The following is an 18,802-nucleotide window of genomic DNA, read 5'->3' on the forward strand; positions in this document are numbered from 1 at the left end:
AAAACATGGCAATGTATACTAACTCATTCTTTCTTGATAAAACAAGGTCTCCCATAATTTCTTTGTTTCTGCCTATGAGCCAGAGCATTGTCATTGGAGCTACCAGTGTAAAAACAAAGAATATTAATAAATATAGAACCAGCGCTATCATGCTCGATGGATTCACAAACATAATGGCTATTATGGCGGGTAGGCTTTCAAGTATGTACACAAGCCAGTATGATTTTTTTGATATATTAAGAGATTCAGCGATGCCCCATGCACTTCCAAGTGATATGGTTATAAGGGCAATAAATCCTGCTGCTATTAGGCCGATCCCAAGAACATATGGGGACAGTGAACCGGCTACCGGAGTCAATACCTTTCCAAGCAATTGAGGAGTTGCAAAGAATGAAGCGTGTGCTGCCCTTGGTATGCCTGCAAAAGCCATTTCAGCTATTACCATTAAAAGCTCTGTAACTATCGCGCCCACCAGTGTTTCCTTCCTCATTATTATTACCGATCTGTGCTTGTTTATAGCCACTGGGCCCTCAGGAATTTTATAGTTCCTGCGAGGGGAGCGACGCCTACGAGGGGAGCGACGCCTGCGGTGGAAGTGCGTTATGATTTCCCTGTTTTCTATATCTTTTAATTTTAATCCTGTTGCTGATGCCTGGAAGAATATCATAAACGGCATTATAACAGCACCAACATTGGCTGCAAGCAGGAAAAAGTATCCAGCTGTAGGTTTTATTAATATTGGGTTTGCAAGTGGTGATGATACCGGTATAATGCCACGGAGAGAAAGCGATAAAAGCAATGCAATTATAAGGAAAAATGATATTATTAACAATGGTTTCTCAGCCTGCCTGTATCTTTTTCTGGTAACAATAAGTATGTGTATAAGATAAATTACAGGCAATGTATAAAATATGGAAAGCCCCATTATTTCCAGGCCAATTCCTATTCCAAGATATTCAATGGCATAAGTTACCATATCGGTCAATGCCATTGGCATGGCAACTAGCATTGCCATTCTCTTTCCATAATTTTTTCTGACTATATCGCCAAGCCCTTCTCTGGTGGCAATACTGATACGCCCGGCCAGTTCCTGGACTACATAAAGGGGTATTATAAGTATGAGCATGAGCCAGATAAGTCCATATCCAAGTGTTGCCCCGGTTTGTGCTGCACCGATATATGATGAGGCATCCATATCTGCCATCATAACCAGCCATGCCGGGCCAAACATAGCAATTGTGTCTTTGTGCAGAAATCTTCTCTTTTTGAAAGTAGTATTTGAATCCATTTATCGCGCCTCAAACTGTTAACCAGTTAACAATTCAGTGAATTATTGGATAACTCAGATCGATATTTAAATATTTGTTAGGTTTACCTAACTAGTTTGTTGAATGCCAGATTTAATTCAAACTGGCATAAGATTTAAGAAAAAATTTTAAATAAAATCTATGGGACCGTCCGAATTTGAATCGGAGTCACCAACACCCCAAGCTGGTAGGATACCAAGCTACCCCACGGTCCCTGTTATGATGAATATCAAAATAGGATATAAAAGTTTCAATAAGATGCAAAAATAAATGATTTACATAATTTAGAATAGATTAAAAATTATGAATAAGAGATTACTTCATCAAGAAGGTCTGCGTTGGAAAGAATCATTCTTCTGCAGCAGTAACGATCAACGCCAAGATTGTCAAGTATCTCTGATTTTTCTTTTCCTGTAGGGTCATGGCTGGTATCCTTCCTGATTTTCTTTGATTCTTCTACGAATCTAACGTAATCCGAAGCGACCACCTTGCCACAGCTAAAACATCTAACTGGTATAATCATGATATCACCTGTAAGATTTCTGCCTCTTTGCCCTGGCTCCTGAACCCATAGGTTTCTTTGCCATTTTTCTTCTTATGTCATTTACAAGCATGGTTCTGTCATAACTTCTGATAGTGTTTTCAAGATCATGGTCATCTGAGAAATATTTTACTATTCCCTTTGCCATAGCGGTTCTTGCTGCATCTGTCTGACCAGTATTTCCACCACCATTTATTTTTATTTCTATATCTATTTCGTTTGCCCTTTCCCCCAGTATTTTAAGAGGCTCCATGAGTTTATTTCTCAGAAGTTCTATGGGATAAAGCTCAACGGGTATTCCATTTAACAGAACTTTGCCATTCCCTTTACGGGTAACTGCCCTTGCAACTGCTGCTTTTCTCTTTCCTATTGTAAGTATTTCATTGCTCATTGTTTCTCACCCAGTATTTTTGAAATGTCCCCCAGTGTTATGAAACCAGTTGCATTGTTATTCAAAGCTTTATCTATTTTAGCAAATTCCACATCCTTTAATGAACCTGGAATACTGCTGAAAACCTTGCATCTTTTCAGTGCCTCAAGACCTTTTGTTTTCTTAACTGGAAGCATTGCCTTTATTGACCTTCTCATTATCTGATCTGGAGTTCTAGGATAATACGGCCCTTTTCTTACACTTCCTATATTTCTGCTATGGTTAAATTTATCAAGAATAAATTTTCTGCTTCCGGTAATGGCAATTTTTGAAGCGTTTACTATAACTACTTCTTCTCCTGATAGAAGCTGCTTTGCAACATAAGCTGAAAGCCTGCCATAAATATGATTGTCCCCATCAATGTATATCATTTTTATCACTTTATAATCTTTAAATTTGTGCCTTTAGGATTTTCATTTGCAAGATCCTTTAACTCTATGAACTCACTGCCTGATTCGACAAGTTTTGCCCTTGCTTTATCACTGGCTTTTAACGCAGAAATCTTGATTTTTTTGTGAAGTATTCCTGAAGAAAGAAGATTTCCCGGTATAACTACGGTATCTCCCTCAGAAACATATCTGTCAAGTTTTCCCAGGTTCACGTTTGCATAATGATTTCTTGAAGAATTTAATCGAGAGGCAATATCACGCCAGAATATGCTCTGGTTCTCTCTCGATCTTTCAAGCAAGTCATTTATTACATCTATTAAATAGACACTTGTCTTTCTCTCTACTTTGATCGACATAGGAGTATATAACTCATTAATTAATAAATTTATTGAATATCCAGCCATATTTCAATCAAGACTTTTATTCATTGGTTCGGGAGCAAACTTGAATGTAATTGAAAAACCTATGATTTCGAATATGATAAGAAATATCAGGACATATGTAAATGGCAACGTAAATAATATTATTGGAAATACTATAGTTCCAGTAATAGCACCTATTCTGGAAACAGATGTTGCAAAGCCCATGGCTGTCCCACGAATTCTTGTTGGAAATATCTCGGCCGGATAATCATATGTAAGATTGGCTGGCCCCATATTATGGAAAAGATGCATTGTGGCATAGGAAAAAAATATGATTAAAAGGCCAAGTGCAATATAATCTGATAATGCAGCGAAAACTGCAAGAGAAACTGCTGCACCACCAAAGCCTATGAGCTCCAGACTTCTTCTGCCTGTTTTTTCAACATAGTACATACAGATAAGAAAACCTATAAAAACAGGAACATCTTCCAAAAGTGTGGCGAGTACAACCATTACTATATTGGAATTGCTGAATGCAAAGGCCGAAGGGGTGTATTCCCAGACACCATAGCTAGAAACATCGTACGAAAACCATGCAACCGAAACAAATATTGTGTAATACAGGTATTTTTTTGAAAACAGGTCGCTGACCTTTGAAGTTCCTTTCTCTACATCAGGAAGTTCATCTACATTAACTCCAGCTGATTTGCCCAGCTCGTTTGATGATTTTAAGGCTTCACTATTCCTTCCCTTTGATGTGAGCCAGAATGGACTTTCTGGCAGATTTCTCCTTGATAATAAGACCAGGAATGGTATTATTGCCCCTGTAAGATAAAGTATTCTCCAGTTAATGGCTACAGGTGCGTATAAAATAACAGGGATTGAAATAAGAAGCAATACAACACCGCCTATAGTCCATGAAAATATATTGAGAACAAGAAACCTGCCTCTTTTGTTTTTTGGTGAAAATTCGGCCACAATCGACGAGCTTATAGGATAATCGGCACCTATTCCTATTCCAGCCAGAATTTCAAAAATAATAAATTCTGTTATGTTGCTGGAAATTCCAGTGAGTATCAGGAATAATATGGTTATTACCAGGTCATATTCGTAGATCTTCTTTCTTCCATATTTATCTGAAAGGTTTCCTAGAATAATGCTTCCAAAAAACATTCCTATGAAAACTGAAGAACCCATGAACGCTATATAATAAACATAAAATGGGGTTCCGCTTACTAAATGAAAATAACTCCGCATGTAAAGTATGGCTATTGAGTATATTGAAAGAACATATCCATCCATGAAGATTCCCATAGAAGAAAGCATTGTTATTTTCCAAAAAAATGGGTTTACTGGAAGTTCATCTACTCTTTTATGAACAGTGAGCATTGTTCTCTTTCGTTTATATTATATAGATTAATAAACATTACTGTTATTCAATCCGGTTTATTGTCTGCCTGATTATGCCCATGATTTTATAGAATTCAGAATCCGTTATGTTTGATCTCGCCATTATTCTGTTGATCATATTCATTAATGTATCAATTTCCTGGCTATTGTAATCAATTTTTTCTAAAAGTTCCTCAATTCTCCCCGACATTTTATCAAGTTGATCACGATGAATTACATCGTGTATTATTGTTGCATTCCCGGAATAATTGGTTTTTATCATTTCATATAATATTATTGCAACGGCATGTGATAAATTGTATACAGGATATTCTGGATTTCCTATAATTTTTATAAAAAAATTGCACATTCCCAGTTCATTATAATTCAGGCCATTATCTTCCCGACCAAATACAAGTGCAACCTTTTTCCCGGTTAGCCCGTTGTGTTCCCAGAAATCTTCCGGACTGGTAGGCACACGCCTGAATTTCTCTCCTGATTTGGAAACGTCAGAAGTTCCGGCAATTATTTCAAAATCCTTCACTGCTTCTTCCAGCGAATCAAATATTTTTGCATTTTCTAAAATATAACGGCCATGCATTGATCTGTAAATGGCTTCTGTTTCTATAGGTGTTTTAACTATTCTGAGATCACTGATGCCGCTGTTTGCCATTGATCTGGCTACTGCTCCGATATTGCCCTGATATTTGGGCTCAACCAGAACAACAGAAATAAAATTATTAAGGTCCAACATTTATTGAGTTTCTTTTACTTTATCCGTATCCTTGCTTTCTTCTGATTTTTCCGCAGAATTCTCTTTCGGAGTTCCTTCTTTCTTTTCCTCTTTCTTGTAAAGCTCCTTTACAATGATGTCCCTGTCAGGTATATATTTCCTTATGTCATTGACTATTTTATATTTAGAATCAACCCAGTTAACGTCAAATTTTGCATCTTCTGGAATCTGAATGCCTATTGAATCGTTTTCAATTTCTACAACAAAATTATCGGAATCTGTATAATCCATATCTATAATTGCATTAACCTTGCCCTCTAAATCATCTATAACTTTGTTTACCTGATATTTGTAATACAGGTCTTTTCCGGCCAGTTCATGGTTATAATCTATCAAAACTCTGCCGGGGGTTACAGATATTATTCTACCAGCCTTGTTATTTATATTAACTTCCTTTCCAAGTTCAGGATTAATCTTATTTCTCTGGAACTCTCTCATCGGGACAACTTTAATATTTTTGTTGTCTCTCATTCCATATGCATCTTTGGCCGGAACTGTAACTTCGTATTCCTTTCCAATTTCCGCATGCCTGAATGAATCGTTAATCTCTTTAAAAAGGCCATCCGTGCCAATTACTATTACAGCGTCTCTATATTTCTTCTTGTCATCAAATATGTCTTCTTTTTTTGCAAGATCTTCTTTGCTGGTTGAAATTAATTTTTTGTCCTGTCCTGCTCTCATTTCAAAGCTCAGTTCTATGAAATCTCCATCATTCATCAATAATCACCGATAATTTACTTTATGGCATTATAAATTTCTATTTATATTTATTGAAAAATTTGCAAATAATTTCTGGTATAATAATAGATACCAAACTATCACTAAAATATATCATCTTTCATATAAACAGATCCCATCACGCGGACCTTTCATATTATTTGATTTCAATTAATAATTGATTAAAACTCCCAAATTTCGGTAAATTAGAAATGCTTTTATATTTTATGCCAATAAATTACTATGAAAATGTATATAAATGGGGTATGGAAAGATTCGTCAAACAAAGACACATTGAATAAATATAATCCAAGCACTGGAGAAATTATAGATACGTTCCCTGCGGCCACAAAGGGTGATGTTGATGAAGCAATGGATGCAGCAGAATTAGCATTTCAGCCATGGTCAGATCTGGGAACTGCAGAAAGGGCAAAGATTTTATTTAAAGCAAATGAACTTATAATGCAGAATAGAAAAGAACTTGAAGCCCTGCTCACACTTGAAGTTGGAAAAATTAGCCGCGAAGCCAGTGATGAAGTTGACGGTGTTATTGATCAAATCCAGTACTATGCAGAATTCGAGAGAAAGTTAACAGGAGATATAGTAGAAGGTTCAAATTCAAAAAGAAAAATATTCCAGTATAAAGTTCCATATGGAATAGTGGTTGCAATTACACCATGGAATTTCCCGGCTGCTATGGTTGTAAGAAAGCTGGCTCCAGCCTTGCTAACAGGCAACACAGTTATTATGAAGCCAAGCTCAGATACGCCGTTAACTGCACAGTGGATCGTCAATAAATTTATTGAAGCAGGCATGCCAAAAGGTGTTTTAAACTTTGTAACAGGCCGTGGCTCTGAAATAGGTGATTATATTGTTAACCATAAAAAAGTTGGGCTTGTAACAATGACAGGTTCCACATCAACCGGTCAAAGAATTATGCAGAATGCATCATCAAACATGGCAAAGCTCATTCTTGAACTTGGAGGAAAAGCACCATTTATGGTATGGAAAGATGCTGATATAATTAGAACGTTGAAAAGCCTCGTATGGGCAAAATATCTTAATGTAGGGCAATCATGCATTGCAGCTGAGAGATTGTATATCCATGAAGATATATATGATAAATTTATTTCAAAATTTGTAGCAGTTACAAAAAAATTAACTGTTGGAAATCCTGAAAATTCTGATGTTGGCCCATTAATTAACAAAGGTGCGCAGGCAAGCATGGTTAAAACCGTGGAAAATGCAAGAGATTCCGGATATAAAATACTTACAGGTGGCAATAAGCCTGATCTTAAGGGAAAATACGGAAATGGATATTTCTTTGAGCCAACGATAATAGAAGATGTTAAGCAGGATTCTACATTGTTTCAGGATGAAATTTTTGGCCCGATAATTGGAACTGAAAAGGTTTCAGATATTGAAGAACTATATAAAAAAGCCAATGATTCAAAATACGGGCTTGCATCCTATTTATTCACTGAAGACCCTGAATTAATGCTTGACGCATCGGAAAGGATCAGATTCGGTGAACTTTACATAAATATGCCCGGGCCTGAGGCGTCTCAGGGATACCATACTGGATTCAGAATGACTGGGCAGGGAGGAGAAGGAAGCAAATATGGCATAAATGAATATTTAAAATTAAAGAATGTATACGTTGATTATTCAAAGAAGCCACTGTATATAAATACAATAAACAACAATATTTTTGATAATTTATAAATTCATATTGCTGTAATTATCCCTGTATCGGCATCTATGCTGATTGAAGTAATTTTATCTATTTTTTCCACGATTTCAGCACTGTATACAAGAGTTTTACCCGAGTCTACGAATTTATCTATTATTCTGTTTGTAACATTTGATTTTATTATTGCAGCATTGTATTTTGAATAGTCAAGTGCATCATCATATTTGTCAAGAATAATGATATTTCCATTTTCAGGATGAACAGGATCTACTTTTCCAGTAAGGCTGGAACCTGCTGGATACCCTCTTCCAATAAAACGGCCTATGGATAGAACCCTTATATTATTGGTTCCGCCAAGATACAGTGATGGTGACCCGGAAATCACTATTGTTTTTTCTCCTGGTTTCAGTGTTCCCAGTGATGCGATTTTATTAATAATTTCATATATATTTTCCTGCTGTGCAAATTCTTCAGGCAGCAAAACAGGTATTACACCCTTCATGAGATTTATGGACCTGGCTACCCATTCGGACTGCACAACTGCATAAATATCATTAACCGGCCTTATGGCAGAAATAATTTTAGCAGTATGCCCTGATTTTGTCAGTGCAATAATTGAGCTCACGTTAATTGTCCCTGACATAATTTTTACTCCCTTTGCAACGGAAAAGGCTATGGGATCTACCATAAAGTTCTCAGGCTCAGGGAAAGATGTTGCCTGTGATTCAACGTATTTTGAAATCTCGTAAAGGTATGTAACAGCTTCTACAGGATATTTCCCTATGGCTGTTTCCTCTGAAAGCATAAGGGCGTCTGTATCATCAAGGATTGCATTTGTAACATCGGATACCTCTGCCCGGGTAGGAGAATCTGAATTTACCATGGATTCCAGCATTTGCGTGGCAACTATTGTTGGCACTGCGTATTTATGTGAAATGTTTATAATTCTCTTTTGTGCAATAGAAACCTCCTTTAATGGAAGCTCAACACCCAGGTCACCCCTTGCCACCATGATAAAATCAGATACTTTTACTATGGATTCAAGATTGTCATATCCTGATTTGGTTTCTATCTTGCTTATTATATCTCCTCGTCCCTTCCTGTCGTATATATAATCCTGAAGTTCGTATACGTTTTCTCTTGACTGCACAAAAGAAAGGGCGTAAAAATTAACATGATTCTTTAAGCTTTCTTCGATAAACATTTTGTCACGATCAGTTAAAACTCCTAAATTTATGTATTTCCCAGGTATATTCACTCTTGACCTATTGTGCAGTGTGCCACTGTCCATGGCCATGGCTTTTATTACACCATTTTCCAGTGATTCTACATTGAATCTTACTCTTCCATCGTTTACAGCTATGAGCGTATCCGGATTTATGTAATCGGAAATTTTGTAGTTTATAGATATATCGGATTTGGCACTTGATGCATCGGAAATGCTGTATATTTTTCCTGCAGTGATGTTTAAAGTGCCGCCGGGAAATTCTCCAGTCCTCAGTTCAGGCCCTTTAAGGTCAACCATGATTCCAAGTTTTTTATTCTTTTCCCGATTAATTTTGTATACTGTTTTTGATACATCGGTAATATATCCGGGTTCTATATGTGCTGTATTGATCCTGATTGTGGCAAGCCCTTTATCGGCCATTTTTATAATAGTAGATTCGTCAAAACTTGCAGGCCCTATTGTTGCCACTATTTTGGTTTTAGTCATAAAAATAGATAATTCATAATATAATAAGCTTATTGGTTGTGCATTATAAGGCATGATTTTTGCGTTATAAAATTATTTAACTATCAATCCATTTTTATATTTTCTCAAGAAGCTGCATGCCCACAAGATTTGCACTGTCCTCCATTATTTGCCTGAATATTTTAACTATCATAATTCTTTTGGATTCCTCTTTGTTTCCTATAATAGGGCAATTAAGGTAAAAATCATTGAATTCCCTTACCAGATAAAGCAGGTATCCTGCCATTATATCTGCCCTTAGAAAATCAAATGAATTCTGAAGGTAATATGGATAAAAATACATTGCTTTTATCAGTGCTTTTTCATACTTATTGTATTCACCGGATATTTCTGGTTCACTGCCTGTTCTGGATACCAGGCTGCATGCTCTTGCATATGCATACATTATGTACGGAGCTGAATCACCCTCAAAATTAAGTGCTTCTTCCCATCTGAATGTTACCGGTTTATTTGCATTTATTTTTATGATGTTAAATCTTATAGAAGATTTTGCTATAGCTGTGCTTATTTGATCTATTTCATCGCTTTTGTAGTCTGGCCTTTTTGCCTTAATTATTTTTATTGATTCTTCCACTGTTCTTTCATATAAATCATTGACTGTAATAATATTTCCTTTTCTTGTTGACATCTTTCCACTATCGAGAGATACAAAACCATAGAACAGGAAATCAATTTTTGATGGAAAATCCAGATAATTATGAAGAACATAATCAAGATTCTTTGCATGGTCTTTATGATCTTCACCAAGAACATCTATTACCCAGTCAAAGTTTTCCGATTTAAACATGTGATATACAAGGTCTCTGGCAAAATATAGGGAAGTGCCGTCCTGCCTGGTTAAAAAGATTTTTTTGTCACCGATTTCTAAATATTTTGCTTTTCCCTCAGATTTTAATTCTTCAGATAATGAATCTATAAGTTGTGCAACGTCCCCATACATTATAAAATTTGATTCCCACACATATGTAGAAATGTGTATTCCAAGTTTCTCAAGAGAATCCGTTATTGATTTCAAAACTATGGAAGCTGTATCCTGTATTTTCTTTATTAAATCCCTGTCACCGTTTTCATACCTTTCGTCAAGCGCCTGAACTTCTTTTTTAATGTCCGGATCCTTCTCTATGTTTGAATAAATTTTCTGATAACCATCAAGGAGATTATTCACAGTCATTTCCTCGCTGTTGTGATATTTTACATGGCCAAGGTATAATGAAATTACCTGTTTGCCTGAATCGTTTACAAAATACTGTGTACATGACCTTGTTCCATATCTATCTATTATTCTGTAAATAGAATCCCCTATTATAGAATTTCTTATTCTGCCAACATGTATTGGGCCGGTAGGATTGGAGCTTGTGTGCTCTATTAACACTTTTGAAGTATCCTGAAATACATTTGGATACATACCAAATTGCTTTATTGAATTATTTATTGCTTCCAGCATTTTTTCCGGTTTTATATAGAAATTTATATAGTTTTCCTGAAGTTCTATTTTATCAATAAATTCCATATTTACAATTGACTTTATTTTGGCAAATACTGCATCTTTTTCATTCTGGAATTTGAATATTTTAAGAGTGAAATCCCCAAAATTCTCACTCATAACCATATCATTATCGTTTATGCTGTACACTTTTTTTATTTCATCAAGTATAATTTTTTTGTAATCATCAAAAAGAAGCATTGTTGGTAATAAATTATATGTAGTTATATTTTTTTATATTTCTGCAATTTATTGCCTAAATTAATTATTTATATAGTATTACATGTCCAGAATTAATAATTTTCATTATCTCCCTTGAATTTTTCTGATAGTGTAAGTAATTTGCTGTAAAATTGATAAGGCCTTGCATAATTTAGTACAGGTGATAAAAAATACAATACTTATATGAATAAAAAGATAGTTATAGGAATAATAATAGCTGGAATATTTGTGATGCTGGCTTTTGTTCCGGTAGTAGAATATAATGCAGGTATGCATATTAACGCCGGTAATTATGAAAATTCGGAAGTGAGCGCCTTACCGTTAAAAGGTTCAAACAATGTTTATAAATTTATCTTTCATGGAAATAAAGTATTGGTAAAAAAGGAGCGAAAAGGATATTTTGCTTCTTACAATATTAATGGGAAAATAACAAATATTTCAGTAGTCTACCTGGGTAATTCAATTCAATATTCCATCAATGATGGAGCAGGGAAATATTTTGAAATGCCGAATAAAGTTATTAAAAGTAAGGTTGTTAAAACTATGGACTCCGCAAATCCAATGTTAATGCCGGAGAGTTCGTATAATTATCACTTCTGGTGGGATGGCCTTTATTACGATGGTGGACATGCACATGCGTATGACCATCCAAGCCTTTCATTTTATAATTTAAGGGCTAAAGATAATCATATATTAAGGGGTAATGAATTATGCCATTTCATGGAAGGCTCTGCAACAGTGAGAGATTGGAATGTAGTTATTGGTATTGTAATAGGCGCAGCGATTGGAGCTCTTGTCGGTAGTTGGATTGGAGTTATTGTAGGAGCAGTAATAGGGGCTATAGTTGGGCTTATTGCTATATACTTCGAGATAATGCAAATGACATCTGGTTTAGTGTAAGCTTAAGCTTTATATATGCCCTGCACCATATTCCATGGTCAGATTATCTTAGCCCAAATCTAGTGATGTCGTATATATTATCAAACTTGAATTACCTTAGAATAGGGGGAAACACATATATCAATGATCTGGGAAGTTACTATAATTCCCCACATTAAAGATTATAATAAAAAAAGGATGCTGAGGAAATGGTGAATAAATAATAAATAAATGGAAATGTTCAAATCCTAAAAAAATGATGATTGCAGGCAAAATAATGTTTATTACAGGCATTTTATTGACATTATTAAGTATGAATTTTAATCCTAACCATAACAATCCACCAAATACAATTATATTTACTTTAGGGGACAATAATAACCTTGAAAGGAATGATTTCTCTGTCATATGGTTATGTGATTTTAAATAGAGCTGAAATATTGATGAAAGTATTATTGTCTTCAATTACAATTTTTTTAATGTTTCTTCGTCTATTGATAGAATTTAGAGGTTTCTTTTTAATTTCTGTTTTATTCCTCTGCTCTGGAGCCTTTTTATTGTCATTATTGATATGCGATATAAAATGTTCAAACAGGTGGAAAGAAATACTAACGTATTATAAATTATTATAAATAATCTAGAACCTTAACTGCCAGCACTTTAGGAATATTAAAATCATTAATTTTTATATTTTTAATATCTATCAAACATAATAATATCCATAACATTATTCAAATAAATCGATTGATAAATATATGGCATTGACATTATAACACATGGAACGGGTAGAAAGATCCATAAATGGCAAGGATATTAAAATTATTATAGGTTCTGGGCTTGAAAATGAAATCAATAGGGCCATGGAAAACTACTCAAAAAATATATCATTTGTAAGCAGGATTCTTAAAGAGAAATACAGAAACAAAATCAATGCTATATATTCAAATAAATATTTTATTATGGATGGTGAAAAATCAAAATCCCTGAGATATTTCAATATTGTTATTAAAAAGCTTCTAACAGCGGAAATTGAACGTAATAATTCTGTATCATACATAGGTGGAGGCACAATCGGAGACCTTATCGGTTATGCTGCATCCGTATATAAGAGGGGAGTTAATCTTACAGCCATTCCTACAACGCTGCTTGCCAGCGTGGATAGTTCCATTGGCGGGAAAAATGCATTGAACTTTATGGATATCAAAAATGCAATAGGAACGTTTTATAATCCGGATTACATTTTCGATGACGTTGATTTCCTTGTGAATTCAGATGCTTCACTTTTGAAGGATGGCGTAGCTGAGTCAATGAAAATGGCACTCATTAAGGATAAAAACTTCTTTGATTATTTGATGAAAAATACAATTAATTCTATCCATAATAAAGAAAGCCTGGAATATATAATTTCAAAAAGCATAAAAATAAAGCTTGATGTTATTTCTCAGGATTTTTTTGATTTAAAAAAACTCCGTTATTTGCTAAATTTTGGCCATTCTATTGGGCATGCCCTGGAATCTTATTCTGATAATAGAATATCACATGGAACAGCTGTTGCTAATGGTATGGTTCTCGAAAGTTATATATCATACAGATCAGGATTTTCCGATCCATTTTATGATACAATAAGGTCTGCTATTTCCGGATATGGAATACCTGTTATAGATTTTAAGAGTATTGAAACTGAAAAACTTTTATCCTATATAAAAAATGATAAGAAAGTTGAAGGGAAAAAATTGAATATGGTAATGCTGGAAGAGAGAGGAAAGGCAGAGATTAGTGAAATAGATTTTCAGCAACTCAGCAATTATATCAATGATTATAGGGCGAGAACATGATATTTTCTGCACTGATTGGAGATCCGGTAAGACATTCGATAGGTCAGGATATTTATAATAAATTGTTCCGGAAATATAATATAAATTCCCAGTATCTGGCAATTGAACTGCATAAAGAAAATTTACCAGGATTTTTTGGACTTGCAAGGAATAAAATTGACGGATTTAACATAACTGCACCCTATAAGGAAGAATCAATAAAATACCTTGACCACATTGATGAAATAGTTTCAAACACAAATTCGGTAAATCTTGTAAAAAATAATAATGGGGAGTTATACGGTTATAACAGTGATTACAACGGTTTTTTATTGCTTTCAAAAAAAAATAATATAGATTATTCTGGGAAAAATGTGATAATAATGGGATCTGGCGGCGCTGCAAGAACTGTTGCTTTTGCAATAATGAAGAATTATAATGCAGATATAAGCATTGTTTCCAGAGACCCTGGAAAAATATCAATAGCTGGAATTAAAACGATTGGATATAGCCAGATTGGTAAATATGACATAATAATCAACTGTACGCCTCTCGGCACATTCCCGGATACCAGAATCCCGATTTCTTCGGATCGGATTCTTGAGAATACTGCAGGAATAGATATTATCTACAATCCACCTAAAACCCCGTTCCTAAAAGTAATTGAAAACAAAGGCGGACTTGCAGTAAACGGTTCTGATATGTTTATTGGTCAGGGCATGGAAACTTTGAAAAGAATTTATGATATTGTAGTTGATTATTCAGAGTTCCGTGAGCTCTTCATTAAAAATATAAACAGGTGGTGAATTTAATGATTATAAAAACCAACGGTGGTATCTCAGTTCTGTCTGCGTTTGTCAACGGTTTTGGTGCAGCTGCATCCATAGTCCTTCCAATGTTTACAGAAATAAATTTAAGCGACGAGGACAGTTTTTATGGAAAGGCAATAGAGGATACGGTAAATTTTATGAGAGACAAATTTTTTTTAACAGGGAAATATTCAATAAATATAAAAAGCAATATTCCACAGGGTATGGGATTAAAAAGCAGCAGCGCCATGACTTTATCCATAGTGTTTGGCATTTTAAAAATTAATAATATTGAAATAGCGCCCGATGAACTCCTGAAAATAGCGGCAGAAGCATCTATAGAAAATAACACATCCATTACCGGCGCCATTGATGATCTTTCAATAGCTTATTTTGGAGGTTTCTGTTTCACAGACAACAGAAAAAATGTTATATTATCAAAGAATAAAATTGAGGAAAAGTATATTATTCTGGAAATCGGCGGAGAAAAAATAAAAACAAATGAAATTGGAAACCGGAATTTTTCAGGATATAATAACTATTACAATGAAATTTTAAAATTGATAAAGAATGATTATATTTATGAAGCCATGATGCTTAATGGTCTCACATTCAGCGATGGCGAAGATATTCCTGTAATTAACAAAATGCTTTCCACGGGTGCAATTTATGCTGGAAGAAGTGGAAAAGGCCCTGCCATCTTTGGAATATATGATAATGGGAATAGCATGGAAAATTCCTTTAAAGAGCTTCAGGAATCTGGTTATCAAGTTATAAAAAGCAGGTTTAATAATAATGGAATTGATATATTGGAACAATGAACATAAGGATTAAAAATGGAAACGTTTCAGGCATTATTGCTGCGCCTTCGTCAAAAAGCTATACTCAGCGATACGTCCTTTATTCGGCCTTTTCAGGGAAAACGATAAAAATCAATAATGTATCTTTCTCAGATGATGAAATTATTTCACTGAAAATAGCTGAAAGTTGTAATGCAGTACTTCATTATGATAAAAGGAATATAATGGTAGATCCGGACTTTAAATGTCCACATGATATTTATGTTGGTGAATCGGGAACTTCGTATCGGCTTTCTTTAGGCCTGCTATCAGCAAAAAAATGCAATACGTTGATAAAAGGTGAGCCAGAGCTGGCCAGGAGGCCTGTTCAGGCATTGGTCAGGGCATTATCTGATGCTGGAACATTATTTAAGCCAACCTTAGATGGATTTTTTACTGTATATGCAGAAAATTCTTCGAATAAGCATGTAAAAATAGATGGCAGCACCAGTTCCCAATTCATAACTGCAATGTTATACTATTATTCCATTATTGGTACCGGAAGCTTTACTGCTGAGAATACAGTTTCAGAAAATTATGTTAAAATTACAGAGAATTGCCTCTATGACTTTGGCATTAAAATTTATCATGAAGGAAATAATTATTCAGTAGCTTCAGGAGATTACAGCCAAAAAAGTATAGATATTGAAGGAGATTATTCTTCTGCTTCATATTTTATAGTTCTTGGAATATTCACAGGAAATATAGAAATAAAAAATTTGGATGTAAATTCATTGCAGCCCGATAGGATTATTGTAAGTTTACTGGAGAAGGCAACGGATTCTATAAGTTATCAGAATGGGAAACTGGTAATTAGCAAGGCCAGTTATATTAATGAAATTATTGTAGACGCCTCAATATCTCCCGATATTGCACCGGTGATTTCTGTGGCAGGCATATTTTCTAAAAATGGAGTAAAAATCTATAATTACCAGAGATTGAAAACAAAAGAATCTGACAGGTGGCAGGGAATAATGGATCTTTCCAGTGCATATGGTGCATCTGTATCAAATAATGAAGAATTTATATGGATTAAAAGAAAGGAAATCAAGAAACCTTCAGAACTAAATTTTACTGATCACAGGATGATAATGAGTGCTATAATAGCAGGCATAATTGCAGGTTCCAGTACCAAATTTGAAAATATAGAAAAAATTAACAAGAGTTATCCAGAATTTGTCAATGACTTGAAAAGAATCGGAACAGAAATATATTTAGATGCAAATATATTGAAATAACCTTTAATTTAAATATTTCAGAGGATATAAGTGTTTTATATTATATTATTAATATATTGTATGATATTATTTTTATAGGTTTTATATAAGTTTTAAAATTGAAAATCCTTAAATATTGCTTGGTAATTAAGAGTAGTCAACAAAACCAATCTACAGCAACTAGATGGATATATGCATGTTATGCAAAGATGAAATCTATATTCCAAGGATTGGGACAGATGAAGTTCTCATCGTATGATGGGTTCCGATATGTAAGGCAAAACCGCTAATTTCTTATTAATAAGAGTGGAGGTAGGATTAACTCCGGTTGATCCTGCCGGCGGCCACCGCTATCAAGTTCCGACTAAGCCATGCGAGTCAGGGTATCGTAAGATGCCGGCGAACTGCTCAGTAACACGTGGATAATCTAACCTTGAGTAAGGAATAACCTCGGGAAACTGAGGGTAATACCTTATAATTGCTTGAAACTGGAATGTTCAGGCAATAAAAGTTTCGACGCTCAAGGATGAGTCTGCGGCCTATCAGGTTGTAGGTGGTGTAACGGACCACCTAGCCTAAGACGGGTACGGGCCCTGGGAGGGGTAGCCCGGAGATGGACTCTGAGACATAAGTCCAGGCCCTACGGGGCGCAGCAGGCGCGAACACTGTGCAATGCGCGAAAGCGCGACACGGGGAGCTTGAGTGTTTTGGCATAGCCAAGACTTTTCTCATTCCTAAAAAGCATGAGGAATAAGTGCTGGGTAAGACGGGTGCCAGCCGCCGCGGTAACACCCGCAGCACAAGTGGTGGTCACTTTTATTGAGCCTAAAGCGTTCGTAGCCGGTTTTGTAAATCTTTAGATAAAGCCTGAAGCTTAACTCCAGAAAGTCTAAAGAGACTGCAAGACTTGAGATCGGGTGAGGTTAAACGTACTTTCAGGGTAGGGGTAAAATCCTGTAATCCCGGAAGGACGACCAGTGGCGAAAGCGTTTAACTAGAACGAATCTGACGGTAAGGAACGAAGGCTAGGGTAGCAAACCGGATTAGATACCCGGGTAGTCCTAGCTGTAAACACTGCCCATTTGATGTTGCTTTCCCGTTGAGGGAAGGCAGTGTCGGAGCGAAGGTGTTAAATGGGCCGCTTGGGAAGTATGGTCGCAAGACTGAAACTTAAAGGAATTGGCGGGGGAGCACCGCAACGGGAGGAATGTGCGGTTTAATTGGATTCAACGCCGGAAAACTCACCGGGAACGACCTGTGCATGAGAGTCAACTTGACGAGCTTACTCGATAGCAGGAGAGGTGGTGCATGGCCGTCGTCAGCTCGTACCGTAGGGCGTTCACTTAAGTGTGATAACGAGCGAGACCCACATCTTTAATTGCAAATGTATATGAGAATATGCATGCACTTTAGAGAAACCGCCAGCGCTAAGCTGGAGGAAGGAGTGGTCGACGGCAGGTCAGTACGCCCCGAATTTCCCGGGCTACACGCGCATTACAAAGAACGGGACAATACGTTGCAACCTCGAAAGAGGAAGCTAATCGCGAAACCCGTCCATAGTTAGGATTGAGGGCTGTAACTCGCCCTCATGAATCTGGATTCCGTAGTAATCGCGGGTCAACAACCCGCGGTGAACATGCCCCTGCTCCTTGCACACACCGCCCGTCAAACCATCCGAGTTGGTGTTGGATGAGGTTTAATTCGAGAGGGTTAAATCAAATCTGATGTCGGTGAGGAGGGTTAAGTCGTAACAAGGTATCCGTAGGGGAACCTGCGGATGGATCACCTCCATGTGAAAGGCAGTTTTGCCTTACAATTTTTATTTTTTGATTTGTTTTATATTTCTATATTTTACCAAGTTTTTATTAATATATATTTAATTTTAGCCGCATTGCTATTATAATTAGAAAAGATTTTATTTTATGTTTATCTTATCTATTTAATGGATAAAGGCATTGAAGGCAAACTTGTTGAACAACAGGAAAAAATTGAGCGTAAATTTCAGGGTATTGGCAAAGGAAAATATGCACGTATTCTTAAAATGGCAAAAAAACCCAACGGAAACGAATACACAAAAGTGGTTCTTATAGCCGGCACTGGAATTGTACTGCTCGGCCTTTTAGGATTTGCTATATATTATATAATGCAGATAGTGTTCTAGGTGG

The 18,802-nt window shown here is 35.7% G+C and carries 17 protein-coding genes, 1 tRNA gene and 1 rRNA gene; 8 read left to right on the forward strand and 11 right to left on the reverse strand.

The window, feature by feature from the left end; genetic code table 11:
* From WKI77_RS02945 to WKI77_RS02985, 9 genes are all read right to left on the reverse strand, one after another.
* Positions 1 to 1,288: divalent metal cation transporter (locus WKI77_RS02945; RefSeq protein WP_337860341.1), on the reverse strand; the 1,288-nt coding region annotated here is incomplete at its 3' end.
* 161 nt (positions 1,289 to 1,449) lie between these two features.
* Positions 1,450 to 1,522: transfer RNA gene (locus tag WKI77_RS02950), tRNA-Pro, on the reverse strand.
* A gap of 86 nt (positions 1,523 to 1,608) precedes the next feature.
* Positions 1,609 to 1,830, reverse strand: coding sequence for a DNA-directed RNA polymerase subunit N (locus tag WKI77_RS02955; RefSeq protein ID WP_337860342.1), 222 nt, complete (start codon positions 1,828 to 1,830; stop codon positions 1,609 to 1,611).
* Positions 1,831 to 1,834: 4 nt separating this feature from the next.
* Entirely contained in the window at positions 1,835 to 2,239 is a 405-nt protein-coding gene (locus WKI77_RS02960) for a 30S ribosomal protein S9 (RefSeq protein ID WP_337860343.1), read from the reverse strand.
* Positions 2,236 to 2,649 (reverse strand): 50S ribosomal protein L13, encoded by a 414-nt coding sequence (locus WKI77_RS02965; protein ID WP_337860344.1) that lies wholly within the window; start codon positions 2,647 to 2,649, stop codon positions 2,236 to 2,238. The genes WKI77_RS02960 and WKI77_RS02965 overlap by 4 nt, the downstream gene beginning before the upstream one ends.
* Before the next feature lie 5 nt (positions 2,650 to 2,654).
* On the reverse strand, positions 2,655 to 3,023 hold the full coding sequence (locus WKI77_RS02970; RefSeq protein WP_337860345.1) for a 50S ribosomal protein L18e: 369 nt from the start codon (positions 3,021 to 3,023) through the stop codon (positions 2,655 to 2,657).
* A 51-nt stretch (positions 3,024 to 3,074) separates the two neighbouring features.
* Entirely contained in the window at positions 3,075 to 4,418 is a 1,344-nt protein-coding gene (locus WKI77_RS02975; protein ID WP_337860346.1) for an MFS transporter, read from the reverse strand.
* Between the two features lie 43 nt (positions 4,419 to 4,461).
* Positions 4,462 to 5,172 (reverse strand): RNA methyltransferase, encoded by a 711-nt coding sequence (locus WKI77_RS02980; RefSeq protein WP_337860347.1) that lies wholly within the window; start codon positions 5,170 to 5,172, stop codon positions 4,462 to 4,464.
* Positions 5,173 to 5,928 (reverse strand): peptidylprolyl isomerase, encoded by a 756-nt coding sequence (locus tag WKI77_RS02985; protein WP_337860348.1) that lies wholly within the window; start codon positions 5,926 to 5,928, stop codon positions 5,173 to 5,175.
* A 243-nt stretch (positions 5,929 to 6,171) separates the two neighbouring features.
* On the opposite strand from WKI77_RS02985, the gene WKI77_RS02990 reads away from it, so the two are divergent.
* Positions 6,172 to 7,653 (forward strand): D-glyceraldehyde dehydrogenase, encoded by a 1,482-nt coding sequence (locus tag WKI77_RS02990; protein WP_337860349.1) that lies wholly within the window; start codon positions 6,172 to 6,174, stop codon positions 7,651 to 7,653.
* A gap of 2 nt (positions 7,654 to 7,655) precedes the next feature.
* Here WKI77_RS02990 and pyk read toward each other — a convergent pair whose 3' ends face one another.
* Together pyk and argS are read right to left on the reverse strand one after the other, a co-directional pair.
* Positions 7,656 to 9,335, reverse strand: a complete 1,680-nt coding sequence (pyk, locus tag WKI77_RS02995) for a pyruvate kinase (protein ID WP_337860350.1) — start codon at positions 9,333 to 9,335, stop codon at positions 7,656 to 7,658.
* A gap of 94 nt (positions 9,336 to 9,429) precedes the next feature.
* Positions 9,430 to 11,058: an arginine--tRNA ligase gene (argS, locus tag WKI77_RS03000; RefSeq protein ID WP_337860351.1), complete on the reverse strand. Its 1,629-nt coding sequence runs from the start codon at positions 11,056 to 11,058 to the stop codon at positions 9,430 to 9,432.
* A 204-nt stretch (positions 11,059 to 11,262) separates the two neighbouring features.
* Here argS and WKI77_RS03005 point away from each other — a divergent pair, with 204 nt between their 5' ends.
* The 7 genes from WKI77_RS03005 (at position 11,263) to WKI77_RS03035 (ending at position 18,798) form a co-directional block, all read left to right on the forward strand.
* Positions 11,263 to 11,979: a hypothetical protein gene (locus tag WKI77_RS03005; RefSeq protein ID WP_337860352.1), complete on the forward strand. Its 717-nt coding sequence runs from the start codon at positions 11,263 to 11,265 to the stop codon at positions 11,977 to 11,979.
* Between the two features lie 755 nt (positions 11,980 to 12,734).
* Positions 12,735 to 13,793, forward strand: a complete 1,059-nt coding sequence (aroB, locus tag WKI77_RS03010; RefSeq protein WP_337860353.1) for a 3-dehydroquinate synthase — start codon at positions 12,735 to 12,737, stop codon at positions 13,791 to 13,793.
* On the forward strand, positions 13,790 to 14,578 hold the full coding sequence (locus WKI77_RS03015) for a shikimate dehydrogenase (RefSeq protein WP_337860354.1): 789 nt from the start codon (positions 13,790 to 13,792) through the stop codon (positions 14,576 to 14,578). Before aroB ends, WKI77_RS03015 begins: the two co-directional genes overlap by 4 nt.
* A gap of 5 nt (positions 14,579 to 14,583) precedes the next feature.
* Positions 14,584 to 15,402: a shikimate kinase gene (locus WKI77_RS03020; protein ID WP_337860355.1), complete on the forward strand. Its 819-nt coding sequence runs from the start codon at positions 14,584 to 14,586 to the stop codon at positions 15,400 to 15,402.
* On the forward strand, positions 15,399 to 16,658 hold the full coding sequence (locus WKI77_RS03025) for a 3-phosphoshikimate 1-carboxyvinyltransferase (protein ID WP_337860356.1): 1,260 nt from the start codon (positions 15,399 to 15,401) through the stop codon (positions 16,656 to 16,658). The genes WKI77_RS03020 and WKI77_RS03025 overlap by 4 nt, the downstream gene beginning before the upstream one ends.
* A 300-nt stretch (positions 16,659 to 16,958) precedes the next feature.
* A 16S ribosomal RNA gene (locus tag WKI77_RS03030) occupies positions 16,959 to 18,428 on the forward strand.
* A 151-nt stretch (positions 18,429 to 18,579) separates the two neighbouring features.
* Positions 18,580 to 18,798 carry a protein translocase SEC61 complex subunit gamma gene (locus WKI77_RS03035; protein ID WP_337860357.1) on the forward strand — a complete coding sequence of 73 codons (219 nt, stop codon included), beginning with the start codon at positions 18,580 to 18,582 and terminating at the stop codon, positions 18,796 to 18,798.
* The last annotated feature ends 4 nt before the right edge of the window (positions 18,799 to 18,802 follow it).

Origin of the sequence: Ferroplasma sp. (assembly GCF_037442045.1) — an archaeon.
Lineage (GTDB): Archaea > Thermoplasmatota > Thermoplasmata > Thermoplasmatales > Thermoplasmataceae > Ferroplasma.

What these genes read in the sequence shown, in the direction of transcription:
- WKI77_RS02965 (WP_337860344.1), bottom strand. Translation starts at nt 2,649, where the DNA reads ATGATATACATTGATGGGGACAATCATATTTATGGCAGGCTTTCAGCT.
- WKI77_RS02975 (WP_337860346.1), bottom strand. Translation starts at nt 4,418, where the DNA reads ATGCTCACTGTTCATAAAAGAGTAGATGAACTTCCAGTAAACCCATTT.
- WKI77_RS02970 (WP_337860345.1), bottom strand. Translation starts at nt 3,023, where the DNA reads ATGTCGATCAAAGTAGAGAGAAAGACAAGTGTCTATTTAATAGATGTA.
- WKI77_RS03020 (WP_337860355.1), top strand. Translation starts at nt 14,584, where the DNA reads ATGATTATAAAAACCAACGGTGGTATCTCAGTTCTGTCTGCGTTTGTC.
- argS (WP_337860351.1), bottom strand. Translation starts at nt 11,058, where the DNA reads ATGCTTCTTTTTGATGATTACAAAAAAATTATACTTGATGAAATAAAA.
- WKI77_RS02990 (WP_337860349.1), top strand. Translation starts at nt 6,172, where the DNA reads ATGAAAATGTATATAAATGGGGTATGGAAAGATTCGTCAAACAAAGAC.
- WKI77_RS03015 (WP_337860354.1), top strand. Translation starts at nt 13,790, where the DNA reads ATGATATTTTCTGCACTGATTGGAGATCCGGTAAGACATTCGATAGGT.
- WKI77_RS02980 (WP_337860347.1), bottom strand. Translation starts at nt 5,172, where the DNA reads ATGTTGGACCTTAATAATTTTATTTCTGTTGTTCTGGTTGAGCCCAAA.
- WKI77_RS03025 (WP_337860356.1), top strand. Translation starts at nt 15,399, where the DNA reads ATGAACATAAGGATTAAAAATGGAAACGTTTCAGGCATTATTGCTGCG.
- WKI77_RS02985 (WP_337860348.1), bottom strand. Translation starts at nt 5,928, where the DNA reads ATGAATGATGGAGATTTCATAGAACTGAGCTTTGAAATGAGAGCAGGA.
- pyk (WP_337860350.1), bottom strand. Translation starts at nt 9,335, where the DNA reads ATGACTAAAACCAAAATAGTGGCAACAATAGGGCCTGCAAGTTTTGAC.
- WKI77_RS03005 (WP_337860352.1), top strand. Translation starts at nt 11,263, where the DNA reads ATGAATAAAAAGATAGTTATAGGAATAATAATAGCTGGAATATTTGTG.
- WKI77_RS02955 (WP_337860342.1), bottom strand. Translation starts at nt 1,830, where the DNA reads ATGATTATACCAGTTAGATGTTTTAGCTGTGGCAAGGTGGTCGCTTCG.
- aroB (WP_337860353.1), top strand. Translation starts at nt 12,735, where the DNA reads ATGGAACGGGTAGAAAGATCCATAAATGGCAAGGATATTAAAATTATT.
- WKI77_RS02960 (WP_337860343.1), bottom strand. Translation starts at nt 2,239, where the DNA reads ATGAGCAATGAAATACTTACAATAGGAAAGAGAAAAGCAGCAGTTGCA.
- WKI77_RS03035 (WP_337860357.1), top strand. Translation starts at nt 18,580, where the DNA reads ATGGATAAAGGCATTGAAGGCAAACTTGTTGAACAACAGGAAAAAATT.